Origin of the sequence: Prosthecobacter vanneervenii (assembly GCF_014203095.1) — a bacterium.
GTDB classification, from domain to species: Bacteria; Verrucomicrobiota; Verrucomicrobiia; order Verrucomicrobiales; family Verrucomicrobiaceae; genus Prosthecobacter; species Prosthecobacter vanneervenii.
Window position 1 is genome coordinate 261,809 of sequence record NZ_JACHIG010000009.1, and the last position, 25,677, is coordinate 287,485.

A 25,677-nucleotide genomic window follows, 5' to 3' on the forward strand; every position below is an offset into this window, starting at 1 on the left:
GTTCCAAAGTGCGCCACTGGAGCCCGCAGCGAGCAAGGCTGCGGGTGATGCGGATGGCACGGTAACGCCGGCGCCGTTGATAGTGATGTTGCTTGCAACGCCAGTCATGCCATTGAGATCAAGCGAACCGGAACTGGAGAAGTTGTAGGTGCCTGAAGCTGATGCAGTCAGGGCCTGGGAGAGAGTCACACTCGTGCCAGTTGCGGCCACGACATATGTTCCCGTGGAGACGCCATTGCCAAACACTTCCTGCCCAACTTTCAGACCAAGAGATGTAGCCGTGTCAGAACCAGTCAGAGTGAGTGTCACTCCACCAGAGGCACCGGTAGGTGCAGAAGTCGTATTTTTGCTGGAGTTGTTGATGACGGTGCCACCTGCGGGCAGCGCGGTGGCGCTGTTCACAAAGACATAGCCGCTCTGAACCTGCAGCTGGCCGGTGAAGGTGGAAACGTTGTTTCCACCCAGCACAAGCATGCCAGAACCGGTCTTGACGAGGCCATTGCCGCCATCGGAGACGTTTCCGATCAGGTTGATCGTGCCTGCACCTGAGCTGGCGCTGTTGCCAGGATTGAGAACGACACCCGAACCCACAGTCGTAGTGCCACTGACGCCATACCAGCCCGAACCGTAGCTGCCGGTGGAGCCGTTGACGATGTTAAGTGCAGAACTGTTCCCCAGACTGAGGCTGCTGACCACAACGCCAAACTGTGTTCCAAAGGTGTCGATCGTGGCCGAGCTGCCAGCGGCCAACGTGTAGGCATTGGTGATGATGGCAGCACCGTTGTAATTGTTGGCAGCAGCAGGAGCGGCAGTTGTGTAGTAGAGGTTGCCGCTGCTGATCGCCTGGAAGTTGTTGCTAGTGTCCGCACCAGAGTAGAGAACTTTGTAGCCACCACCGCTGCTTGAGTTCATGGGCTTGAAAACAATCGAATGAAGTCCGGCGCTGAGGAAGATCACACCAGCCGTTGCTTCTGAAAGAGCGTGTCCGCCAACCGGGTCACCAACGACGGCCGTGCCATCAACATAGAGAACCGAAGCATCATCAACTGCTGTGCGGAAAGTGTAGTTGCCGGCGGTCGAAATATTGATGAACCCATTCAATGAAGCCAGACCTGCTGCAAATGAGGCAGAGTTGGCGGCCGGCCGGTTGCCAAGAGCGGCATCGTTAGGCTGGGTGACCACGAAGTTTGAACCGCTTAAGCCGACAGCGGAGTTTGCCGTGCTAGTGACCGATGCAGGTGCAGCGGCAAAGCTGGTGAAGGAACCATTCAAGCCACCGGATGAGAATCCGTAGGAAGAGGCGTTACCTGCGGAAATGGTATTGCTCTTGACCACGAGCGGATAATAGCCACCTGGATAGAGGGTGGCATTGTCCAAAGCGATAGTCTGACCTGAGGTACCACCCTGCGGGGTGATGGTGTTGGACTGCCCCATGGTAACGATGTCCGGGAAGATCAAGGTGCCCTGAGATCCAGCATATTGTGTAGGCTTGTCGCCACTCCACTGAAGCACCAGGAGGGTGGTGCCCGCGGAAGGATTCAGAATCGGAGCACCAGACCCGGCGGCACCATCATTGATGTAGTCCAAACGCAGCTGGTAGTTGTTGGCGGAAGTTACGTTCAGCGTCTGACCGGCAGCGAGGTTGATGACAGGCACCTCGATTGTGTTGCTGCTGTTGGAGCCATTATTGCCGACAAAGATGCCTGCGGAGGTAAGACTGGAGCTGATGTTTACCGTCAGATCGGTGTAGGTGATCAAACCACCATTTCCTGCTCCGTTGTTCTGCAGAGCCAGCAGACCACCATTGACGTTTACAGTAGGGTTGCTGCCGCCAGCAACCGTGCCAAGCGGAGAAACATTGGCACCGGAAAATCCTCCGAGCACCAGAGTACCTTCGGTGACAGTAGCACCGCCAGTGAAGCTGTTGTTGTTGGTCAACGCCAGTGTCCCCAGACCCATCTTGTTAATGCTCGCGCCTGCTCCGCTGTCGCTAATGACGCCGGCGAGGGTGGCAATCATCTGAGGAGATTCAACATTTACGGTGGTGACGCCCGTGTTGAGAGTGGTGGTGCCATTCAGCGTGAGGTTGTTGGTGCCTCTGAAGTTAAGGTCGGTCACCCCACTGTTGAGCTGCCAGTTGTTGTTGACCGTGAAGTTGCCTGAGGAAGCCAGATAGGTGCCCGAAGCGATGTTCAAGGTTCCAGTTCCAAGAGGTCCGGCGGAAACGGGGTTTGCCACATTACCAGTCAGAGTTGTCGGCGTGCTGCTAACGCCGATCATGAGTCCACCGGCATTGAGGTTTACTCCGCCAGAAAAGAGGCTGCCGCCGCTCAACTGAAGAAGACCATTTCCGGTCTTGGTCAGAGTAAATGCGGCTGCACCAGTGGTGTCTGTGATGGCAGAGGCGATATTGAGCGCAGGAGTGATAGCGGTGTAAAGAGCGGAAGCAGCATCAGGCGTGACAATGCCACCAATGTTGAAGACATTGCTCGTAGCAGAACCTGGTGTCAGGAAGCCCCCGGTGATCAGCGGTGTCACAACGGCATTGTTTGTAGCCACACTAACCAGCGTGCTTCCGTTACCGGTCAGTGTCAGTGCATAACCTGCGGTGATGTTCACTGTTGGAGTTCCTGTGCCGCCATTGTTGTTGAACACGAGATTGGTCAGCGTGTTGGCATACTGGAGATTGAGCGTGGAACTGCCGTTGAGGGTGACTCCGTTACGTGCGTCGATCTGGCCAGTGAACAGGTTTTCTGTCAGCGTGGCGTTCGTGAGAATGATGTTTGGATTGGCGCTGGAGTAAGGAATGACGACATTTGTCGCATTAAGGCCGCTGCCTGGGCTGCTGAGGAACACAGTGCCTTGGTCAATGACAGTTCCGCCGCTGTAAGTATTGGCATTCGTCAGCACTGTCGTGCCAGCCCCTGACTTTACAAAGGAGGTGATGGCACCGCCACCTGCGTCTGCGATCACGGAGTTGATGACAAACGCGGGAGTAAAGGTGTAGGTCTGGCCGCTCAGACTGGAGGCGGCACCATAGTTCATGGTGATCGTTTTGCCATCAGCGGAGACCGCCGTGACAAAGCTGCCTGCTTGGATGCCAGTGCCGGAAACAAGCATGCCAGGGGTCACTGTTCCAGGAGAAATGGCCACGGCAGAAGCCAACGACAAGGATGTAGAATTGGCCACTGAACCAGTGGCGGAGCCTGTGCCAGTGGCCGTCGTGGCATTGGCATTGTAAACGACCAGTTCAGTCGTATTAGAGGTTCCTGCGGTGCCAGCAGTGATCACACCAGCATTGCCTCCGAGTGTGCCGATCTGCGAGCCGGCCTGATTATTAGCGCGCATAAGGCCGCCATAGACGAGATTCAGCACATCCGAGTTTCCGGTGAAGAGGATGTCGTTTTGCACCCCTGTCGCGCTGTAAAGGCGCAGCATTCCAGTGGATGCGCCGCCTGAAGGAAGAACAAGAGCCTGATTCGTGCCAGCCGACACGTTGGTGATGAGATTGGTATCAAAGCCGAAGAGAGTTCCACCAGAAAGGTAGCCGCCTGCGTATCCCTGATATCCCGCAGTGCCCAGCGCACCGACCCCCTGCGTAATGTTGTAGCTTGCGTAATCATTGCTGTCCGTGATGGCCCATGCACCAATGGCACCGGTGGCGTTATTTGAAATCCCACTGTTCACCAAGATACGCGGATTGGTGCCTACGGTACCAAGTGTGCTGTTGAGGCTGTTGTTGCCGGAAATGAAATTGACCGTAGCCCCCGTGGAGCGGCTGAGGCTGGTGAGGATCAGGTCCGCCATGCCATAGTTGCCAGTTGCCTGAACAGTAGATTGAAGGGCGCTTGCACCCGAGGCAGCGGTCACCGCGCCCAAGACTTCAGAGGAGTTGGAGTCAACACGACCATTCAGGGCGATCGTGGCACCATTGAGGGTTATGGCGGCCGTGTCACTGATTCGATTGGCGATGTCGATGGCAAGCTGCGCACTGTTGTCGAGATTCAGCGTGGCGAAGCTGATGGTGATGGAGCTGGTGTTCAGCAGCGTCGCATTGTCGCGAAGTGTGACTGTGCCACCAATGATGCTGGTGGTCCCCGTGTAAGTCTGCGCCTGCTCCCAAGTAGTGGTGTTGGTACCAATTTTGGTAAGGTTTAAGCCTGTGCCACTGATGGTCCCGGCAAAACTGCCCATGTTGGTGATGAAGTTCGCATTAGCAATGCTCGAGGTGACCACTCCGCCCTGATTTCCAGGCAGTGTCAGCGAGGTGGATGCCAGATTGGCCCACTGTGTGGTGCCATTCAGATCCAGGGTGGCACCATTGTTCACCGTGATGGTCTGGTTCGGGAAAAGAGTGTTCAGCACCGTGCTTGTTCCTGGCGCAGTGAGGGTGCCATTCAGTTTGGTGATACCACCATTCAGAGTGGTCGTGCCCGTGTAGAACTGCGTGGCATTGATATTCAGGTTGCCTCCAAGCCCCTTGGTGAGACCACCGTTGTTGATAAGGCTGCCAACGCTCGGCAACGTACTCAGTGTGGGCCCGGTGATGACGCTGTTCAGATTTAGGGTGGCACCTGTGTTGACCTGGATCACGCCTTCCGTCCCCTGTGCTCCAAAGGCCAGACGTGGCACGCTGATGGTGTCCGTGGCGGTGCCGGTAACCAGAAGACCACCGCTGGTCAAAGTAAGCTGCTGGAAGCTGTTGGACACAGCGCCGACGGTGATGGGTGTGCCGCTGTCACTGATCTTGAGCGCATTGATCACGCTATAGAGGTTCAGGAAACTGGTGCTGGTGTTGGTGCCATCAGCAATGAGTGTACTTCCGGTGCCAGGCAGGAAGCTCACGTTGCCATTTCCTGCTGCAGCATTCTGGGAGATGGTGATCGAGGTCGGACTATTGATGGCCGTGATGATCGTCCCCTGAGCGATGTTTGCCCCGACGACCTGCTGACCAATGTAAAGATTGGCAGTGTTGACTCCGGTGACGGTCGTGCTCGCAGTTGTATTGATACCTGTCACGGTCTTGCCAGCGATGGTTGCATTCAGATTTGCCGATGAACCCACATAACCCGTGAAAGCCTGCAGTCCATTGCTGCCAAAAGTGGCGAAGTCGGTGCCTGCGACGGTGATCTTGGGCACGATCGATGTGTTGTTGGTCATCGGCAGGCCGATGGTGATGGTCTGTCCACTGGAAAGCCCTGTTCCAAGCGGCGTCGTGCTCAGAGTGATCTGAGTGCCATTGACGATAGTTGCAATGGTGGTGTTGGGAGCAATATTGGCACCAACAACCGCCTGGCCTGTGGCGAGACCGGCTGTACTGCCCACAGTGACGGTCGTAGAGGTCGTAGCGGCCGTGGTTGTGAAATTCTGACCTGCCATGACCTTGTTGGTAGAAGTACCGACTCCTCCAGTGAGATTCAGAGTGCCGCCACCGCCAAAGGCAACAGCATTGAAGTTAAGCACCAAGTTGCCACCGTTGTTGACCATGTTGATGACACTCTGGCCGCCATTGATGGTGAGCACACCAGCCTGCCCGGCCGTGCCTTCGGTGCTGCCGGCCGAGTTGCCAAGCAGATTAAATGTGGCCCCCTGAAGCGTAAGTGCGTGGTCGCCCAGACGGTTGGTGTAACCACCTGCCGCAGTCATGTTGCCACCGCTGGCGGTCGTGTTGTCCAAGGTCAAGGTGGCAGCGTTGGCAACGGTGGTGAGAGTCGTACCACCGAAGCTGACTGTGGCCCCATTAGCGACTGTAGCAGCCAGGGACAGCGTGACCGTGGTGCCGCTAATGGCGCTGATAGTGGTTCCCGGAGCGATGCCTGGGCCTGCGACAGCCATACCCGTGAAAAGCCCTGTATTGCTTGCAACTGTAAGCGTGGTGGAGGCGGTGGATGCAGCGCTCGCGGTGGTCTGCACAGCAAAACTCAGAGCACCATTGGCCCCCTTGAGTGTCGTGGTACCGCCGAAGAAGTTGGCCGGGCCGAAGAAAGTGCTGTTTCCTGTCAGATTCAGAGCACCCGTGGCATTGTAGGTGAAGGTGCTGTTCTGGCTGCTCGCAGCAGCTCCATTTACAATCGAAGAGCTGATGTTGTAGATCCCGGTGCCTTCCAGAGTCAGGGTGCGGGCAGTGGCGGCGGCTTCGGATAGCGCCACATTGTTGGTGCTGAATGTCAGTGAGGCACCACCGCTGAGATTGTTGTAGATGGCACGGTTACCACCATTGTTCTGCAAGCTATAGCCAAGGGTGGCGTTGCCGGCGAATTCAATGGAACTGGTGCCAGAAATAACGCCATAGTTGTTGGTCAACTGCATTCCTGCGAGAAGGGCGTTGCCCGTCGAACTGGTAAGATCAACCGAGGAAAGAAGCACACCGCCCTGAATCTGGAGCGGACCGGTGCCGAAGGTCACGGGAGATTGGGTTGTGTTGGTGACAAAACCTTCAACCAGGGCAAATCCATTGGTGAAGTTTTGCTGATAGCTCAAGTTTGCCGTGGCGGAGGTCGTGGCCGCCTGGGAGAGCGTGTAGCTAGTGGCGCTCACGATGGTTGCAATGGTCGTATTCGCAGGAATGCCTGCGCCGGTGACGAGCATACCTTGGTAGAGACCCGCAGTGCTTGCCACCGTGACGGTGGTCGTGCTGTTGGTCGTGCTGCTGAGAGAAGTCGTGGTCGTCGTAGGATGCCAGGTGAGGTTGTTGAGCATGTTCACCGTGACTCCTGTGGCGAAGTTGGAACTGGACACTGTGCCGTTGAAGACAGTGTTGCCAGTTCCAAAAAGGGTGAAGTTACGCACAGCTGCTGTATCGAGGCTCTGCAACTGGCCGTTGATGGTCAAGGTGCCAGGCGCTGTGTTTGTGCCGATGGTGTTGACGATATTCCAAGGGTTTCCGGTGACACCGGAAATGTTTCCGTTGATCGTGATGTTATTGGATCCAGCAAAGATAGCCGCTGTGTTGCTGCCGATGACGATGGGCTGCGAGATGGAGAGAGGACCATTCGTGGAATAAATGCCGCCGTTGCTGAACAGCAGGGCACCAAAGATGAGCGGAGTATAGGTGGCACCGCTATTTGGAGTGGTGCGAGTGTTGCTAATTTGGAAGTGGGTCGAATCCAGAATGGCAGTGATGATATCCCCATAACCAAGGCCAGCACCGCTGACGTTTTCACCAACGACAAGCCCCGCAGTAGTGCCCGTTCCAAGTGTGATGGTTGTACCGTTGTTCACGCCGCCCGTGATGCCAGCCGGCCCCGTTACCCCTAGCGATGAACTTCCCGATGTGGAAGCAGCGCTGGAGATAGCGAGGTAACCGGCGTTGATCTGTGTGCCGCCGGTGTAGGTATTGTTACCGGAGAGAATCCAGGTGCCACCGTCATTTTTGACAAGCTGAAGAGCACCGCCACTATCTGCGATGGCAGAAGAGATGGTGTTGGCGTCATTGCTGAAACCGCGCAGGTCAAGTGTGGCGCGACCGGTTGACTGGTTGACGAAGTTCGTCAGAACCAGAGGGCCAGAACCATCGGCGGAGATACGAACCGTCTGAGCCGAGCCAATCATCCTGATCTGGCGGGAGCTTGTCTCCCCAGTGCCTGAATAAAGCAGGGACACCGTGTTGCCACCGGATCCCAATGTGAGAATGCCACTGCCATCGCCAAAGGCGCTGGATGCAACGGAGCCACCTCCGATGCTGCTCACAAAAGTGGCACCGTTAGTCAGGAAGGTATCGCCTGAGTACGTATTGGCTCCGGTGATGTAAAGAGTGCCGCCACCGGTTTTGATGAGACCGCTGCCCGCGCCACCACTGATGACGCCCGAAAGAGTTGCAAAATCGTAGTTGGAGGATGAGTTGTCCTGCACCTGGATAGTTCTCACTGCACCGTTGAGATTTAAAGGATTGGTCAGCGTGACATCCGACTGTGCTGTGGAAGAGTTCAAAATCAGTGCGCCAGTTCCATTGCCGATGCCGCCGGTGCCGAAATTGATTGTCGCGTTCGCTCCACCAATATTTACCTGCAGAGGAGCGATGCTGGCAGCAAAGCCACCACTCAGGTTGGCATTCCACTGCATCTGTCCGCTGCCGGTGCCGATGCTGCGATTAAAGACCCCCGTTGTTTCCAAAACGCCATCGTTACCGGCCGCGACGTTGAATACGAGGTTGCTGGCGGTGGGCAGGCTCGTGCCGTCTGCGGCACGCAGCATACCCTGCGTGATTGTGGTGGCTCCGGTGTAGGCGTTGGAGGCGTTGCCAAGAATCCACAAGCTCCCCCCTGTCTTGGTCAGTGAGAGTGTGGCACTGTCGATCGTGTTGTTAATCAGCCGGAGATCGATTTCATTGTCTCCGAGCGAGTTGCCCTGCAAAGTCAGGGTCTTGGCACCACTTGTTCCAAACACCACTGCGCCGGTGTTGTTGAAAATCAGCGCTGCATTGTTCTGGTTGTTTGCGGTATTGACCTGCTGTGCGCCATAAGAGCCAGAGGAATCAAGCACGGCATTACCAGCCAGGGTAAAGAGGCGGTCAATGCTGATGCTCGGAGTCTGCGTGACCTGGTAAATGGATGCGTTGTTCCCCGTGTACTGCAGTGTGCCACCACCGAAAACAAGGTTTGCAGCAGCATTGCTGGAAGCACCAATCGAGCTGGCAACGCCACCGTTGGCCAGCGAAGTGACTGCCAAGACACCCGCGTTGATGGTGGTAACCCCCGTGTAGGTGTTCACCCCGGTCAAAGACTCGGTGCCAGTACCATTTTTTGTGATGTTAAGCAAACCAGTGCCGTTCTGAATGAGACCGGAGAAAACACCAGAGGCGGTGCCTGTTCCCGCCACTCCGAGATTAAGGGTGGTCTGCGTGCTGCTGCTGTTGGTGATGGTGCCTGCACCGGCCAGACCACCAATGGTGGTGGCAATATAGGAGGGACCACCTGTATAGAGCGCCTGGGAAGCGCCGGCACCGTTGACGTCCAGCGTGGTCCCCTGACGTAGAGTTGTCACGTTGGCGGCTGCGATACCCCCCAGTGCTGCAGTCGCGCCAGAAAGCTGGACCGTGCCTTCATTGATGTTGGTGTTTCCAGTAAAGGCGTTGGCGGCGTTGATGATCAGCTTGCCGGCGCCGTTTTTGGTAAGGCCGCCGGTGATGCCGCTGGTGATAGGGGTGCTGAGCGTGAGAGTATCGGAGGCGGTGTCTGTGCGGATCACAAGATCAGCACTACCGGTGCCGGAAATGCCCGTGCCGCCCGTGAAAGTGACGCTATTTCCGCCTGTGACAATAATTCCGCCAGAGACGTTGGTGCCGTTGTTGATGCTCAGTGTCGCACCCGCGGCCAGTGTAATGGTGGCTGCTGCATTGATTTTGGCGCCTGCATTCCATGTAGCCGTGGCTTGTGCAGTATAGTTTCCAGTGATGTTGTAAGGTGTGGTGTTGGAACCAGCGAGAGATGTTCCGCCAGCCGCTGCAGTGTAGGCCGCTGCAGCTGCAGCTCCGCCTGCTGTCACCCCGCCCATAAAGTCCGCACCATTGTAATACACATGTGCGTTAGCGATGCCGTTTGTGGCAGTGACAGCCGCAGTAAAGGTTGCGCTCGTATTAGTAGGGGAAATGATGTTGAGGCCCGTGCCTGCGGAGACCGTTCCGAGAGAGGCAAAGTTCAACGTGTTTGTGCCGCTCAGGGGAGCATCCAGTTTGACGGTGCCCGCGCCCGCAGTGGGTGTCAGCGCCCCGAGAGTTTGCGTCAGACCAGCCAGTGCGGTGTTGGCGTATTCGAAGGTACCACCAGCCCAGCCATTGCCAGTAAGAGCATCCGTGTTGAACACCAGAGCCTGAGTCGTTGCGAAAAGACTTGAGCCGCTGCCAGTGGTGGCTGTGGGCTGCACCTGAAGGGTGCCGCCACCCACCGTAATGGTGCCAGTAAAATTCGTGCTGGCACCAAATGTGATGGAAGTTCCGTTGGCGATGGTGGTGCCGATGTTGCTGCTCAGCGTCACGATGGTAACACCACTGTTGGTGACCACATTGGTCACAACTCCACCTGTTGGGACGTTGGTGGAACCGCCTGCAGTCACCACCTCGCCAACCTGCACCCCTGTGCCACTGGCAAGAGCGATGACGTTGGAGTTTGCGGCTCCGTAGGTAAAGGTCAGGTTGGTGGGATTCCCGGTGGCCGTTGCATTGGCAGAGAGGACGAAATGTGTGGCGTCAGTAATGGATGCCACGGTGGCATTGCTGGGAATGCCGGTTCCGGATACGGCCAGCCCAGGAACGAGGCCCGCAGTGCTTGTGACAGTGACTGTCGTGGTGCCATTGATGGTGCTGTTGCCGCTGCTCATGGTCAACGTCGAAACAGTGGTGGTGGCAGCTCCTGCGCCGTAGCTGGCGACCGAAGGGGCATAAAGCCAAGTAGCTCCCCCAACCTTGCTCAGGGCCGTGGTATTGGTCGCAGAGTTGTTTTGAATGACACCCTGGATCTGGTTGATGATGGAAGAGGAGGCAGAACCGCCCAGGTAGAAGGTCTTTACACCAGCGCCCCCAGCCCCGATGGAGCTGGTGAAAATGAGTGCGGAAGGAGCGGTGCCGGACTGATTTGCCAAGACGCCTGTCGAGTTCGTGGTGGTGATGAGGTTGATCGCCATCGGCGTCGTTTCCCCTGCGCCGGTGCCAGCAGCACCCAGATAGCTCAAAACACCACCTGTCGGCGTTGTTCCTCCCACTCCCAAGTTCAAACCATTGTTACTGCCAGTTGTGGAAGTCGTATTTTGATTGAGCAGCGTTTTAATATTCGTAACCGCCAGCGTTCCCTGGCTGATCGAGGCGGCCCCAGTAAAGGTGCTGTTGCTGGCAGCGGTGGTGTTGCTGCCGTTCATGAGGAGGTAGCCCTGACTGGACTTGGTGAAGAAGTGATCGCCAACACCGGCAGCAATAATGTAGCCGTTGAAGACGGTGTCGCCGTTGCCGTTGATGGTCAGGGTTCGCGCGGTGCCATCACCGATGCCAGCAGAGGCATTGAGAATAAAGAGACCGTTGCTGCTGTTGGTGTATACTTCGTTGCCAGCTCCCGCACCGCCAAAGGTCCCGCCCACTCCGGTAAAGGTCACACCATAGCCGTCACGGCCTACGATGGACATGGTTTTGCTGGCTCCCATCGTCAGGTTTTGGAACACCACATTACCGCTGGAGCCGACGTAGCTGAGAACGCCGGAAGAAGACACCTGCTGGGTGCCCAGCCCAGTGCCACCGAGTGCACGATCAACAAAAATGACACCTGCATTGTCAGGAGTGCTGACATTGCGTGTGCTAAAGCTGCCAACGGCATCTGTGCGAACTTCCAGCACCCCGTTGGTCGTGTTGCCATTGCCATTGTTGAAGCGGATGGCGTTGGCATCTGTGCCGACCCCGAGCGCTGCACCATTGAAAACACGCAATGTGCCACTGTCGATTCGGATGTTGCCGATGAAGTTGTTGTTCAAGTTGCTCAGGGTAACCGAGTTGGACACGGCAGAACCTGTTTTGATTATGCCTGTCTGACCGGTGGTGCCCCCCGTCAGCAAGCCGGTGATGTTGAGATTGTTGTCGCCATATACGAGGAGAGAGTTACCTAGACCGATCGGCGAGATGTTGACCGCGCCGGAAATAGTCGTTGTCCCGCCTTCAAGTGCGAGACGCGCTTCACTCGAAGATGTAAGGCCGACAGAGAAGGTGCCGCTGAATGTATTGGCACCGATGCTAATCAGGGCTGCGCCGACTGTATTGGGTCCGCGGCCTGAAATGATGATATTGCGGTTGAAATTGATGCCCGAAGAACCGCCCTGGACAACCAGCGAGCCCCCAGGCAGACCTGTCGTGCTGGGCACACCATTGATGATGATAGGCGAGGTACCCGAGCCTAGCTGTTGCATGCTGCTGATTTCCAGCGTGCCGTTGTTGACGTTCAGAGTGCCACTGAAGTTGTTGCTGGAATTGGTGAAGGCATAGGTGCCACCTCCTGTGATCACGATATTGCCATTCCCACTGATGAGGCCACTGATGACATTGTGAATCTGGCTGCCGGAAAGATTGCCATACTGGTTGTAGCCACCGATTGTGAGGGTGGCACCATTGCTCAGCATAATATTTCCCGCGCCCGAAAGGGCGCCGATGGTCGTGTTGTAGCCATTGATGTCGAGAGTGGTGCCACTGGCGAGGTAAACCGAAGAACCATTGCCAAAGGCACCCGCAGTCTGGCCATATCCCACGTAGTAGTTGTTGTATGCGGAGGTGCCGTAGGTGATTGTGGAACCCACACCCGCCTTGATGGTGCCACCATAAATATTGACGGCACCAGTGAAGGTATTCAGGCCGGAGAGCACCACAGTACCCACCCCATCCTGAGTATAGCTGCCGGTGCCACTGCTGATCTGGCTTCCAATGGTGAGGGTGCCAGTGCTGCTGAGCTGGTGAACGATCACTTCGGAATTGCTAGCCCCAACCTGGCCGCCACTGATGGTGACGTTGTTGGCGTTTCCTGAGTTGAAAACCAGCGCGCCGCTACTGAGGCTCAGGGTATTGCTGCCGAGATTGATGGTCTGGTCTGCACCACTGCCGCTGGTGGTGTCCAGAGTCAGGGAATTCACGGAAAGATTGGCCGTGGCATTCAGGGTGGTAAGACCGTAGGTGGTGTAGTCGCCCGAGGCATCATTCGTGCTCGAGGTCAGGGTTGAGAGAGAACCGCTGGAAAGCGGAACGATGTTGCCACCACTGATGGAGGCAAGCCCAATCGTCGTTCCGTTGTTGACCAATGCGTAGCCGAGCACACCATTGACACCCGAGCCGGTGGCTGTCGTGCTAATGGCACCACCAGAGGAGGTGTTGAAGAGGACTGTTGATGCCGAGCCAGCGGCTCGTGTGATAGCGCTGCCGATAGCCAGAGAACTGCCAGCCCCGACTATGATCGTGCCCGTCGTGCCAGCGGTCAAAGTCAGAGAACCCAGCGTCTGGCTGCCGCTGGTGAGGCTAAGAATCCCGCCACCCAACGTAGTGCCGGAGGGCGTTCCGAGCGCGCCACCGGTGAATGCCAAAGTGCCGCTGCTGACGATGATAGCCCCCGTATTGGAACCGCCAGTTCCAGTCAGGGTCCATGTGCCAGTACCATTCATGGAAAGGCCACCACTGTTGCTCAAAGCCCCGGCGAGTGTCCCTGAACCGGCACCCGCGAGAGTCAATGTGCCAGCACCACTAACAGCCGTTATGCTGTTAAGAGTGAGTGAACCTGCACCGGAGTAAATCGTCGAGGAAGAGCCCAGAATGATGGCTCCACCATAAGTGTTAGTACCACTGATGTTGACCAAGGCACCATTCATTCCACTGATGCCACCACTGCCGTTCAAGGTCAGCGCCTGAGTGCCGTAGTTCGTCGGAGAGGCGCTCTGCAGTGCGAGTGCTCCGGCAGAACCCACAGTGACACCGCTCGTACCCCCGCCCAAAGCCTGGGAGTTTTGCAGGTTCAAGACCCCCATGGAAACCGTTGTTGCTCCCGAATAGGCATTGGCACCTTGAAGGAAAAGAGTGCCATTTCCAGTCTTGGTCAAGCCACCTGCGCCAGAATTACCCACTGAGCCGGATAGAACAGCCGTATTGCTGTTTGTATCCAGCACAGCCGTGGAAGTGAAGGTCAGCAGGCGTGTCGAGGAAGGGTCGACCGAACCGTTTCCAACAGCGGTACCAACAACGTTGTTAGCCGCCCACTGCAGGCCACCGCCGGTGAAAACCAGTGCCCCGGTGCCGGTTCCCAGGTTGGAAAGGTTCTGCATCTGAATGAGACCACCGTTCAGGGTAATCGTTCCCGTAAACGTGGTGCCACCACTGAAGTTTGTCAGAGCCAGGACTCCTGCCCCCTGCTTGACAATGGAACCACCGGAACCTGTTATGGTGCCGCCGTAAGTGGTGCTTTCGCCATTGCCGCCCAAGGTCAGAGTGGCTGTGCCCAGGGTAACCGTACCGCCAGTCGCACCAGCGCCAGAAAGAGAGCCAATTGTCGTGGAGATGTTGTTCAGGTTCAATGTCGCCCCGGCAGTGTTGGCAAGCACCACGGGATTGTTCGAGTTGCCCAGTGCACCCGCAATACCAAGAAGCAGGGTTCCTTGATTGATGAGAATTGGCCCGGTGAAGGTGTTGACCACACCCGTTTGACCGATGGTCAGAGTGTTGCCGCTGGTGCCAGCCAGAATGATCCCGCCTGTGCCAGTGATATTACCGTTCAAAACACTGTTGAACGCGCCAGTTGTAATCGTTGCGATAGCGCCATTGTTGAAGGTGATTGCGCGGTTGGCGGGGGTGCCAGCAGTGCCGAGCGTCGTCGCTGCGGTAAATGTCAGACCAGCACTGCCATTGAAAGTCAGCCCCGAAGTGACTGCGCCAAGGTTTGTGTTAGCACTAATGCTCAGCGTGCCGCTGTTGAGCACAACACCTCCAGTGAATGTGCTGGCAGTGCTGCTAAGGGTGACTGTGTTGGGACCGGTGATGACCAAGGTCGTGGCACCAGAATTGTCAGCGATCGTGCTGGAAATCGTAATGCCCTGATTGTTGCCCGTATTGAGGAACAGATTACCACCACCCGAAAGAGCAGACAAAACACCGGTGGCCGAAGCACCGGCAATGGTCAGCAAACCAGAGCCTGCATTGAGAATGCCCCCCGTGGCAAAAGTAAAGCCGGTGCCAATCGTAATACCCGTAGCGGCCGCACCTGTATATTTGAAGACTTGGGCTGCTTCACTGGCTGTCGTGGTTCCGACCGCAGCACTTGCCTGGTAGGCCGTTGTTGCAACAGCACCTGTCAGCGGCAGCGTGGTCAAGGTTCCCGCACCTACAATCTGCTTGCTGGCATTGTAAACGGCGTAATCGGTCTGAGCATTGGCGGCGGTGCCCACCGTGGCCCACGGCCCAATCACCGTGCCAGCGGTCGTGGCACCGGAAGCGCCACTGTTGACCATGATATTCGCAGTCGTGTTCAAGCCGCTGGCTGACACAAATGCCACAGTGCCGCTGCCCGTCTGAGAGAGACCGCTAATCGTTAATGTCTGGGAGCCCGAAGCCATGTTCGTGCTATCCACAAAATTCAAAGCCCCTGAGTTCAGCGTGACCGCACCAAGCGTCTCAGCATACGTTGCACCTGAGGTGTTGGTGAAAGTAATGGTGCCGCCGTTTGAAGTAATGGGAGCAGTGGTCTTGATGCGCGCATTTCCAACATCCGATGCGGTGTTTGTAAAAGTCAACAGGCCGCCGTTCAACGTCAAACCGGTGATGTTTGATAACGCAGTGGCAGGAAGAGTGGCTGTGGAGATATTGGGTGCCGGCAACGACACGGTCATGTTGTTTCCGATCGCCAAGGTGCCGGTAAAACCCGTACCTGAACCGGTAAGCGCAAGGGTTTGAGCCGTGAGCCCACCAAAAACCCCCCCTGTGATGCTGACGTTTGCCGTGCCAGAAAGAGATGAGGCAATGGTAGGATTGACGGCGGCACCAGCAGCAGTAGCACCATTGTAAGCATTCAAAACAATGCTGGCATTCGTTCCCCCAAAGGTCAGCGTGTTGCCGGTGAGGGTATAGCCAGATGTATTAAACTGCAGCCCGCCTACCGTGATGCCCGTGGAGAGATTGATGGTGCCACCACTCAACCCCCAGAACAATGCAGTGTCATTGTTGGCATTGTTCCAAGCCTGATCGCTGAATGAACTGCCGTCCCACCACATAGATGATGAGGTGTTCCAAATGCCGTTGCCACCAAAGCCGGGCCCGATGGGAGCCAAATTGTCGCCATCCGCCAGCTGATCGTAATCGTAGTAAACTACCGCTGCGCGTGCAGGCCCAGGGAGCCAGACTGCCATCAGGCAAGTCATGAACCAGCCTAGGAGTTTGCGATATTGGCGTAGAGTCTTCATAAAAAAATGAGGGTGTTCAACCCATGCGTGCTCGGTCTAAAAGATGCTGATAAACAGCATCGCATTCCTCTTTTGGAGAACTGCGGTCGCTGCCTTCTTTATATCAGAGCAGGATGAGGTTGGTGGCATCTAAAGGTAGTCTTTGCATCAAACCACAGTGAACCCTTACCAGACAACCTCTTTTTCTAGTTTCGCAAAAAAAAGTCAACAGATTGAAAATCAATGAATTAAAGCGTATCGGCAACCCGCCTAATTTTAAACAAATCCACCCGAGTATATCACCTAAGTAAATGATGAATGGTTATGGAAAACACGGAATACACAGCAGATCAAACTCACACTTTGGCTCAGCAAGCCTGATTCTTGATCCACGCCCCCGTATCCCCGGCAGGAATCGAACCTGCATTTAGAGTTTAGGAAACCCTCGTTCTATCCATTGAACTACGGGGACTGACGGCCTAGTCCTTCTATCACGCGTTCGGGGAATGATTCAACTGCGGAATGCAGCTTCTACTACCAGACAGAAAGTTAAGAGCTACCACGGATGCATCAGCCACAGCCGCCATTCTCACAAATGAGAGTATCACTTCACTCAAACAACGACACATTCGTCAGACACAGAATGGCTCGAATGGCTGATTTCACTGGTCAGCGGTAAGCAAGCCTCCAGAAGAATATGGCACCCAAAAAGCCCATCCTGCCTCTCTGCAAGTTCGCCACTATTAGAACCAACCACCCGGCTGATGGAGTTGATCTTGTTGTATATTGAGACATTTAAAGTCGCAACTGAACCTCAGCCTCCTAGCCGGTCAGACTAACGAACCGTGCTAAAGCTTTAGCCAGTCACGGTGCCAGTGGCACCATGGAAGAGCTTCTACAAGCGAACTAATCACGAATCGAGCCCTGATTTACATCAGGACAAGAAGAGGGTTATTTCAGCCCTGAGATTAAGCCACAATCCCAATTTCGACCTGATTATACCAAGGAGTATTCTAATAATCACATCACTCCATGTTGTGAAGCTGGCAGTATAACAGTCAAAGACTGCTTATCGCAGGTTGACCGCGCCGCCGTCGATCGGGTATGAGCTGCCCGTCACGAACGATGCCTCGTCACTGCACAGGTACAGTGCCAATGCCGCGATCTCATCTGGCTTGGCCATGCGGCCGATCGGCTGCGCGGCGCTGAGCTTCTGAAACATCTCAGCCTCCTGACCTGGGTAGGTTTTGGCCAGGTAACCGTCCACAAAAGGGGTGTGCACACGCGCCGGGGCGATGCAGTTGCAGCGGATGCCCTGCTTGATGAAGTCTTTTGCGATGGAGTATGTCATCATCAGCACCGCCCCTTTGGTCATCGAATAGGCAAAGCGGTCGGCCAGCCCCATTTGGGCTGCGATTGAGCACATGTTCAGGATCACCCCATTGTTTCGAGCCGTCATGTGGGCCAGGGCCGACTGGGCACAGGCGTGCACGCCTTTGATATTCACCCGGTGCAGGCGGTCCATGTCCTCTTCGTTCGTGGTCATGGCCGTGCCGATATGGGCGATCCCCGCATTGTTTACCAGAATGTCGATCTTGCCATGGCTGGCGGCCACCCCGTCAAAAATCGCCTTCACCTCGGCGTAGTTGCCCACATCACAGGCGGTCGCACGACCACTGCCGCCTGCGGCCTTGATCTGGTCCACGGTTTCCTGGGCGGCTTCCTGCTTGAGGTCCAGCACTTCGACGTGCGCCCCCTGCTTGGCGAAAAGAATGGCGATGGCCTGACCGATGCCCGATCCGGCCCCGGTGATGATGACGGTTTTGTTGGCGAGTGAAAACATGAGCTGTAGAAAACTGCGATTGCCGCCGCTTTTTTACTTCTTTCCTTTTTTTCGGCCAGCCAATTCTGGATTAGCAGGAAGGAATGCCGCAAAACGGCTCTCCAGCCGCTTGGGGATCACACACTGGATCTCCGCGCGTCCGGTGTCGTAGTTCTCGCTCAAGACCTTGCCCTCCTGATGGGCCAGAGCCACGAGGTCCATCCGCTCCAGCGGCAGGCTCAGCGTCAGTCGCACCACGCGGTCGATCATGAAGTCATGGAGGCGGTGCAGTAGATCATCCAGCCCCTGCCCGGACCTGACGGAAATCAGCACTGCCTCGGGAAACTCACGCTTCAGCTCGATCAGCCTCGTATCGTCGATCAGGTCGATCTTGTTCAGCACCAGCAGCACCTTTTTCTCCCCTGCACCCAATTCGCTGAGCACCTGGGTTGTTGTCTGATAAAACTCCATCGCCTGCACCGAACTGGCATCGATCACATGGATGAGGAAATCAGCCTGGATCGCCTCCTCCAGCGTGGCGCGGAAGGACTGCACCAGATCATGCGGCAGGTTCCGGATGAAGCCGACCGTGTCCGTCACCAACAGTGGCTGACCGTCCGGCAGCTCCATGCGGCGAGTGGTGGTGTCCAGAGTGGCAAAGAGCTTGTCCTCTACATAGGAGTCCGCTGCCGTCAGCTTGTTCAGCAGAGAAGATTTGCCTGCATTTGTGTAGCCTACGATCGCTGCATGCGGCACCGGCACACGGCTGCGCTCCTTGCGCATCGTGTCGCGCTGCTTCTTCACCTCCTCAAGATCAGCCCTCAGCTTGTCGAGGCGCTTGTTGGCCAGACGGCGGTCCACTTCCAGCTGGGTTTCACCTTCCCCACGTGCCGCCCCGGCACCGCCCATGCCACCGCCGGCACCACCGCCCTGGCGGTCAAGGTGCGCCCACATGCGAGTGAGGCGAGGTATCGAGTACTCCAGCCGTGCCAGCTCCACCTGCAGGCGAGCCTCACGGGTCTTGGCCCGCATGTTGAAAATGTCCAGAATGACTTCGTGACGGTCGATCACGCAGATGTCTCCCTCGCTTTCCCAGGCGCGCTGCTGGCCGGGGCTCAGCTCATTGTCCCACACGATGCAGTCAGCCCCCAGTTCCTTGGCCTGCTTCATCAGTTCCGCCGACTTGCCGCTGCCGATCAGGTGGCGAGCCGTGTGCTCACGGGCATACACCAGCTCCTTGCCTACGATACCGATGCCCAGCGTCCCCACCAGTTCGCACAGTTCCTCCAGCAGATCGGAGGCCTCCTGCTTTTGCCGACGGTCAAAGTAGGCGGCAATCAGGAACGCGTTCTCTACTTGGTTGGGTTTTTCGCGGATGTCGAACATGAAGACATCACTATGAAGCGCGTCGGCGCATTGCCAAGCTGCGGATTCCATGCCATGAACAATGCCATGACCCGCCGCCTTCTGCTCCTCAGCCTATGCCTTGGCCTCGCCGCCTGCGACTCCTCGGACACCGCCCCCCTGCCGCTGAACATGTACGAATGCGATGCCGGAGAGGCTGCCCTGCGCCACCTGATTAGCAGCCTGCCCGACATCAATCCCGGCGTGGCTAAGAGCTACTCCATTGTCCTCGGAGAGATCAACCGCGACGGCATGACCCCGGCCACGGATGCCTTCACCAAGCGTTTTGACGACTTGAAGCTCAAGTTCATCAACGCCCAGAACCTCAAGGACATCGAGCCCGACCACACCATCGCTGACCCAGCCACCCGCCTCGCTGCCTTCATCCTCCAACTGCGTAAACTCAAGACCACCAGCGCCACCTCCTGGGAAGCCGAGGTGGGCTGGAGCTACAAAAAGGAGTTTGCCCGACTGAACGTGCGCCTCGAGTCCAAGGACGGCAAATTCAGCGTGGTGAAGAGCGAGAAGCTCGAAGGTTCGTGATCGGGCTGGGCGCGGCTATTTCAGATCCGCGCCGCCATCCACCACATTGTCCACATCCATCTGACGCACGCGCTTGCGATCACGTTCGTTCTGCACTGCTGTGCGCAGCTTTTCACGCACGCCTTCCACACCATGGATGGCTTTCATGGCAACCGTGGGCGTCGTCGCATCAGAGGTGATCAAGGTCAGGTTTCCCAGCCCCACCATGCGCAGCAAAAGAGGCTGCTCCATGCTGTAGTCACGCACGCGGAAGAGCTCCAGTTCATCCACCTTCCGGTCCAGAATCCCGGCCGTGATGCGCAGGCGCTGGGTGGTCAGTTCATATTTGGTGCTCTTCGTCACCCACCAACGGATCATCCACATCAGCAGCGGAATGATCAGTGCCAAATACCCCAGCGCCCCAATGCCTGCCGTGGCCAGGCCAAACACCGTGGCCGCCACACCGATCCCCGCAGCAAGCAGAATGCAGAAAAAGTAATACCAGAAGTGAACCCACTGGGAGGTGTGGCCGGACCAGAGGGTGGTTTCTGCCACATTGGCAGCGATGGGTGAGTCTTCAGCAGGCATGATGTGTGGCGTGTTTGTGAGTTGAGGATGCGGTTGGAAAATCAGAGCATTGCCTTGAGTTCATCCAGCGCCTGCTTCGTGCGCTTGATACCCTCGATCTCGGTATGCTTGTCGCCTTCGTATTCGATTCCGATGTAGCCATTGTATCCGGCTTTGACGACGATGTTGATCAGGCGCTCATAATCGAGCGTGATCTCACGCCCTTCACGACGGTCTTCGGTGTAGAATTTGCCGGCACCGGTGTCCCAGTCATAGGCCTTGGCGCTCATGCCCTTCTTCACCCACGGCATGAACTCACGCAGCCCTTTGTAAGGATTGTAGAGCTCTCCTTTGACGCGGTCAGTGTAGAAGTTGCCAAAATCAGGCAGAATGCCCACGCGTGCATGGTCCGCAGCCTTCATCACCCCTGTCAGCCAGAGTCCGTTGCTGGATAGGCCGCCATGGTTTTCCACCACCACAAAAAGTCCGCGCTTGTCTCCCTCCACACATAGGCGATGCAGGCCGTCGGCGGCCAGTTTCATCTGCTCGTCCCAGCTAAGTTTATGATCGCTGGCCGCGTTCACGCGAATGCTATGACAGCCCAGCGTGGCGGCGGCATCCAGCCACTTGAGGTGGTTTTCCACGGTCTTGGCCCGCTTCGCTTCATCTGAGTCGCCCAGGTTGCCTTCACGGTCGCACATGATCAGAAGACCCTTCACGCCCTCGCCGTCCTGCCGCTTTTTCATCTCGCCCAGATAGGCGGCATCTGCTGCCTTGTCGAAAAACATCTGATTCACATACTCGACGCCATCGATGCCCAGGCTGCGGGCGATCTTGCAGAAGTCCAGGTGCTCATGGCGCTCCGCATTGCCCTTGCCAAAGATCCCCTTGTTCAGAGACCACTCGGCCAGAGAGATCTTAAACGGAGGTGCTTTGTCTGCGGCGATGACGTGGCGGGAACTGGCAGCGGCGAGAGCAGAAGTGGCAAGCTGGAGAAAACGGCGGCGGGAGGAAGTGCGGGAGGTCATGTGCTGGTCTGCCCATTATGGTGCGTGGCACCACCAAAGCTCCAGAAGAATTTTCAATCCCCCTTGTAACCAGTGCCTGCGCCTATGCCGCCTTTCTTTCCACTCGTTTGCGCAGCATGGCCGCACGCTCCCCTTTCACCACGCCTTCGTTGATCGTCACGCCGCGCACATCCATCCGGCTGGGCACATCATACATCACGTCCAGCATCACACGCTCAAAGATGCTGCGCAGCCCGCGCGCACCGGTTCCACGACTCACCGCCTCTTTGGACATGGCCAGCATCGCGTCCCGGGTAATGGAGAGCTCTACTCCGTCCATGTTCATCAGTTTGGAGTACTGTTTGATCAGCGCGTTTTTCGGCTCGGTCAGCACCCGCATCAGTTCCTGCTCAGTCAGGGATTCCAGCGAGCACACCACCGGCAGACGCCCGATGAATTCGGGAATCAATCCGAAGGAAAGTAGGTCCTCGGGCTCCACCTCAGTCTTCGCCTTACCCGTTTGGGGCGCCGCGTTGTGAGAGCTGACAAAACCCATCGTCTTGCCGCCGCGGCGGCGCTCCATGATCTTTTCCAGGCCCACAAAGGCTCCCCCGCAGATGAACAGTATATTCTCCGTGTTCACCTGAATATACTCCTGCTGCGGATGCTTGCGACCTCCCTGTGGCGGCACATTGCACACCGTGCCTTCTATGATCTTAAGCAGTGCCTGTTGCACTCCTTCGCCGGACACGTCGCGCGTGATGCTCACGTTCTCCGTCTTGCGCCCGATTTTGTCGATCTCATCGATGTACACGATGCCCATCTCCGCACGCGCCACATCGTAGTCCGCCGCCTGCAGCAGCCGCAGCACGATGTTTTCCACATCCTCCCCCACGTAGCCAGCCTCTGTCAGCGTGGTGGCATCGGCGATGCTGAAAGGCACATTCAAAATCCGCGCGAGTGTCTTTGCCAGAAGCGTCTTGCCGCAGCCGGTGGGCCCCATCAGCAGCACATTGCTCTTTTCGATCTCCACATCGTTCGGGTCTGGCATCGCCGTCGCTACTTTGCGAGAAGAGGTGCCGCCTGAGCGCACGCTCTGCTGCTGTGTGTGAAGAATGCGCTTGTAGTGGTTGTGCACCGCCACGCTCAGAACTTTCTTGGCCTGTGCCTGCCCGATCACGTGCTGGTCCAGTAACGCGGCGATGTCTGCAGGACGCGGGACCAAGAGTGGTGGACCACTCTCAGAGTCAGCGGAGGCCTCCTTGTCGAGAATGTTTTTGCAGACGTGAATGCAGTTGTCGCAAATGTATACCCCGGGGCCTGCAATAAGCTTTTTGACCTCCGCATGGCTTTTGCCGCAAAAGGAGCACAGAGTAACGTTGGAGCCGCGAGCCATGAATTTGAGGGGATGCGTTAATTTCGCACGAAAGCAGCCGTCACGTCAAGATGACGCTTCTTGAATAGAGTGCAAAACCACCTGCCCATGCTCATTCCGCAGATATTGGGCCTTGAGCTTAGTCAGATAAGACATCTGGGTGCTCAGGACACTGCCTCGTCCAGCCAGCGCCGACTTCCAGTCTGTGTGTTCCAGGCCAGCGTCATCTTCGACGAGCCACTTTTTGCACGTCATTCTTACTTGCTCCCATGAGACGGCATTCAGTCCCTCGATCACCGCCCCATTCGGCACGGTGGTGTCATCTAGCAGCCAGGCCTGCGGCACCAGGCTTCTCAGGGCTGCGAAATGCTGTTGGCGCAATTCCTGGCTCCAGAACGAACGCAGCCCGGGCAGATGCAGCAAAGCGCGCTCCCTGAGCGAGTTGACCATCGATGGACTTCCCCCGGTGAGCTGGATTCTTTCTTCGTTATGTCCGAATGATAGCCAGAACTCCGCAGTATCTTCATCCACAATACGATGCGGCAGCCAATGCGCCAAAAACTCGCCCAGCACGCCAGCAATCCGATTTTTGGTCACCCGCGCCTGCAGGACAGCACGTGCAGCAGCCCAGCGGGTGACGCGATAACCCGCCGATTCCATGGCTTCGCGCTGGGATCGGGGGAGTTGGGCCAGTAAATCGGGTTTCATGAAACTCTTTCGTAGAATGCACTGGATTACGCGTCAAAACGAGAGATTGCGGCACTTGGATATTATGGTAATTATAAATGTGCTGCTCACCCGTCCGCTTCGTCTCATCCCCACGAAACACCACGCGCCCGGTTTTTCACTCTTTGAAATGCTGGTGGTTATTGCCGTGGTCGGGATCCTATGTGGTGTGGCACTCAATTGGTATGGCGGAAACCTGCGTGCAGGCGTCGAGCGAGTGGGTCATCAGCGCAACGCCCAGGAAATTGTCTCCATGGGAGTCTGCGCCACCATGAGTGGAGCAGATTTTGTGGTCAAAGGAGACAAGCTGGCCACCTCATTGAACCTCATCGTCGGAGTCACTGGCCGACAGGGAGCGTGGAAGGGGCAGATCTTCCGTCTCGGCGGGCTCAAACCAGCAGATCTGCCCGGTGCCATGCCATTTGTGAAGTTCGAGTCCGGTCTGCTGCTGTATGATCCCTCCGGGCTGCAACCGTCCAGTTAAGTAAGGTGGGATCAGTCCTTGCCTGTCTCCAAGCTAAGCGTGGCCGGCTGTTTCGAAGCTTCCTGAGCATTAGCAGCCGCTGGCTCATCAGGAAAGATCACCACGATCTCCCGAATGTCGCCCTGCAGCTTGTGCTCTTTCAGCACCCAGTGCTGAACAAACTTGGCTATGGAGAGACGGCTGGCCTCGCGCACATGCTTGATCTTGCCCGGCACAGCCGAACGCTTCTCCAGAATGGAGGTCATTTCTTTCTCCAACTGCGCCAAATTCTCTGAGGCATTAAAGCGCAGCCAGCCAGCCTCGGATTTTTTCTCGATCGTTTCCGTCCGGATCGCCGGCGGCAGCGAAGGCCTGATCGCTGGCGCCACTACCACACAGCGCCCGTTTTCCACCTTCAGGCTCCATTCGTCAGACAGCTTCAGATGGTAGCGATACACCACCATCGCCCGAATCTCAGCCACCGTGGTGCCCAGGTAGATGGAGTCGTTAAAAAGCGTCTTCGTGTCATATTTCGTCACCGTTTCCTCAGTGTCCAGCGTCGCCAGTTCCAACACATCCCCCTGCGTCGAAGCAATTCGTTTCACGTTTTCTCGGAACGATTCCGTGATGCTACGCTTCTGAAAATGGTCCGCCAGCCACTTCATCCCAAACCCCGCATCCACCACCTTCCACATCACGCCGCCACCGATGATCACCATCACCACAAACGTGATCACCAGCATGCCAAAACATCCCGGACCGCGACGCGGAGCAGGTGCTGGAGCATTGGCAGGTTCAGACATGCAGTGTGTGTTGAATGCAGCAACCCTGCCATGATGGGGGCGCAAGCCTAAGCTGCCAATAACGAATCTCGTAAAAACCGGACCTTGACGACCTGTCTCCCGCCCAGCGAGAATGCCGTGCTCATGAAGCCGGCACATGCCGCAGCAGCCACTCCGCCATCTCCGCGTAGATCGGAAAATCGGTGATCAGAACATTGTCATGATCAGCTCCTGGGATCTCCACCCAGCGCTTATCGATTTCTGGCGGCAGTGCAGCATACAACCTACGCCCGCACTCAGCTGGCACAACTCTGTCTGCAGTCCCATGCGCCACCATCACTGAACACCTCAGCGCAGGCACCAGAGCCATGGAGTTGATGTCACCCATATTCACTCTGGTTTTCTGCTGGTAAAACCAGCCCGTGATCCGGCTCCACACTGTACCCAGCCATTCGCCTGCCAGTTGAGACGCCTGATGCCTTACCACATGATTCAGCGTGTCAAACGTGGACACAAAAATAGCCGCCTTCCACGGAGCATCCGGAGCAGAAGCCGAGCGGATGCTGACGGCACCGCCCGTCGAGATCCCCATGATGCCAGCTGGCTGCGGAGCAAAACCAAACTCTGCCGCTGCCTCATTGAGCACCGTGGCTGGCAGATGCCCTTCTCGCACGCCATAACATGCCATGTCTGACGGACTGTCGCCATGCGCTGGCAGATCAAACAACAAACAGCGGAAGCCCACCGCGCAGAAACGCTCGGCGATGAGCAGATAGTCCTCTTTCCTGCCACGCCGCCCATGCACCAGCACCACATTTCCGAGGATGTTGCCGACGTCTGGCAGTTTGATTTTTTTCTGCGCCATTTGCTCACGAATGACACGCCCGCGCTTCCCTAGCCTCCCATCAGGCATTGGCTCGCAGATGAGACAGGGGATGCCTCCCTGGCACCGGAAAGATTTCAATGCCACGCCATGCGCAGCTGGATTAGATAAAAACTCCTGATGGTAATCCTGCAGCGGCCTGCGTGGCGGATGCGCCAGGTGTCCTGCCGCCAGCCATCCAGCCGCCATGGGAGCCATTATTACTGTTGCTGCCAGAATGGCCTGCCTTCTTTTCATCACGAAATGATGC

11 protein-coding genes and 1 tRNA gene (1 of these 12 running past the window's edge) are annotated in these 25,677 nt (G+C 56.7%); 2 read left to right on the forward strand and 10 right to left on the reverse strand.

All coding sequences use genetic code 11. From position 1 onward, the window contains the following. The 4 genes from HNQ65_RS19760 to hflX form a co-directional block, all read right to left on the reverse strand. Positions 1–15,897, reverse strand: partial view of an autotransporter-associated beta strand repeat-containing protein gene (locus HNQ65_RS19760; RefSeq protein ID WP_184342208.1) — the 5' portion only. 14,682 nt of this gene lie to the left of the window's left edge; the window shows 15,897 of its 30,579 coding nt (coding positions 1–15,897); it begins with the start codon at positions 15,895–15,897; its stop codon lies off the left edge, out of view. 379 nt (positions 15,898–16,276) lie between these two features. Then, positions 16,277–16,348 (reverse strand) — tRNA-Arg (locus tag HNQ65_RS19765). A 597-nt stretch (positions 16,349–16,945) separates the two neighbouring features. Further along, on the reverse strand, positions 16,946–17,719 hold the full coding sequence (locus HNQ65_RS19770) for an SDR family NAD(P)-dependent oxidoreductase (protein ID WP_184342211.1): 774 nt from the start codon (positions 17,717–17,719) through the stop codon (positions 16,946–16,948). Between the two features lie 33 nt (positions 17,720–17,752). Further along, positions 17,753–19,084 carry a GTPase HflX gene (hflX, locus tag HNQ65_RS19775; RefSeq protein WP_184342213.1) on the reverse strand — a complete coding sequence of 444 codons (1,332 nt, stop codon included), beginning with the start codon at positions 19,082–19,084 and terminating at the stop codon, positions 17,753–17,755. Between the two features lie 66 nt (positions 19,085–19,150). Between hflX and HNQ65_RS19780 the strand changes: the two genes are divergently transcribed. Continuing rightward, the gene (locus HNQ65_RS19780; protein WP_184342215.1) at positions 19,151–19,645 is read left to right on the forward strand and encodes a hypothetical protein; all 495 of its coding nucleotides are present in this window, start codon (positions 19,151–19,153) and stop codon (positions 19,643–19,645) included. 15 nt (positions 19,646–19,660) lie between these two features. Here the strand turns inward: HNQ65_RS19780 and HNQ65_RS19785 are convergent, their stop codons facing one another. The 4 genes from HNQ65_RS19785 to HNQ65_RS19800 all read right to left on the reverse strand — a co-directional run bounded on the left by HNQ65_RS19785 (position 19,661) and on the right by HNQ65_RS19800 (position 23,281). After that, entirely contained in the window at positions 19,661–20,212 is a 552-nt protein-coding gene (locus HNQ65_RS19785) for a PH domain-containing protein (RefSeq protein ID WP_184342217.1), read from the reverse strand. 41 nt (positions 20,213–20,253) lie between these two features. Then, positions 20,254–21,219 carry a sugar phosphate isomerase/epimerase family protein gene (locus tag HNQ65_RS19790; protein ID WP_184342219.1) on the reverse strand — a complete coding sequence of 322 codons (966 nt, stop codon included), beginning with the start codon at positions 21,217–21,219 and terminating at the stop codon, positions 20,254–20,256. Positions 21,220–21,301: 82 nt separating this feature from the next. Beyond that, positions 21,302–22,594, reverse strand: coding sequence for an ATP-dependent Clp protease ATP-binding subunit ClpX (gene clpX, locus HNQ65_RS19795; protein WP_184342221.1), 1,293 nt, complete (start codon positions 22,592–22,594; stop codon positions 21,302–21,304). A gap of 45 nt (positions 22,595–22,639) precedes the next feature. After that, positions 22,640–23,281 carry a hypothetical protein gene (locus HNQ65_RS19800; RefSeq protein WP_184342223.1) on the reverse strand — a complete coding sequence of 214 codons (642 nt, stop codon included), beginning with the start codon at positions 23,279–23,281 and terminating at the stop codon, positions 22,640–22,642. Here HNQ65_RS19800 and HNQ65_RS19805 point away from each other — a divergent pair. Continuing rightward, positions 23,280–23,783: a type II secretion system protein gene (locus tag HNQ65_RS19805; protein WP_221306224.1), complete on the forward strand. Its 504-nt coding sequence runs from the start codon at positions 23,280–23,282 to the stop codon at positions 23,781–23,783. The two genes, HNQ65_RS19800 and HNQ65_RS19805, sit on opposite strands and share 2 nt — an antisense overlap. 11 nt (positions 23,784–23,794) lie before the next feature. On the opposite strand, the gene HNQ65_RS19810 is transcribed toward HNQ65_RS19805, so the two are convergent. Together HNQ65_RS19810 and HNQ65_RS19815 are read right to left on the reverse strand one after the other, a co-directional pair. Next, entirely contained in the window at positions 23,795–24,703 is a 909-nt protein-coding gene (locus tag HNQ65_RS19810) for a hypothetical protein (protein ID WP_184342225.1), read from the reverse strand. Beyond that, positions 24,687–25,409, reverse strand: a complete 723-nt coding sequence (locus HNQ65_RS19815; protein WP_184342227.1) for an alpha/beta hydrolase — start codon at positions 25,407–25,409, stop codon at positions 24,687–24,689. The genes HNQ65_RS19810 and HNQ65_RS19815 overlap by 17 nt, the downstream gene beginning before the upstream one ends. Positions 25,410–25,677: the final 268 nt, after the last annotated feature.

Bases quoted from the DNA above. Each gene is read 5' to 3' on its own strand.
- HNQ65_RS19770 (WP_184342211.1), bottom strand. From the start codon at position 17,719: ATGTTTTCACTCGCCAACAAAACCGTCATCATCACCGGGGCCGGATCG.
- HNQ65_RS19805 (WP_221306224.1), top strand. From the start codon at position 23,280: ATGAAACTCTTTCGTAGAATGCACTGGATTACGCGTCAAAACGAGAGA.
- HNQ65_RS19800 (WP_184342223.1), bottom strand. From the start codon at position 23,281: ATGAAACCCGATTTACTGGCCCAACTCCCCCGATCCCAGCGCGAAGCC.
- HNQ65_RS19810 (WP_184342225.1), bottom strand. From the start codon at position 24,703: ATGTGCCGGCTTCATGAGCACGGCATTCTCGCTGGGCGGGAGACAGGT.
- hflX (WP_184342213.1), bottom strand. From the start codon at position 19,084: ATGTTCGACATCCGCGAAAAACCCAACCAAGTAGAGAACGCGTTCCTG.
- HNQ65_RS19790 (WP_184342219.1), bottom strand. From the start codon at position 21,219: ATGACCTCCCGCACTTCCTCCCGCCGCCGTTTTCTCCAGCTTGCCACT.
- HNQ65_RS19780 (WP_184342215.1), top strand. From the start codon at position 19,151: ATGACCCGCCGCCTTCTGCTCCTCAGCCTATGCCTTGGCCTCGCCGCC.
- HNQ65_RS19815 (WP_184342227.1), bottom strand. From the start codon at position 25,409: ATGGCGCAGAAAAAAATCAAACTGCCAGACGTCGGCAACATCCTCGGA.
- HNQ65_RS19785 (WP_184342217.1), bottom strand. From the start codon at position 20,212: ATGCCTGCTGAAGACTCACCCATCGCTGCCAATGTGGCAGAAACCACC.
- clpX (WP_184342221.1), bottom strand. From the start codon at position 22,594: ATGGCTCGCGGCTCCAACGTTACTCTGTGCTCCTTTTGCGGCAAAAGC.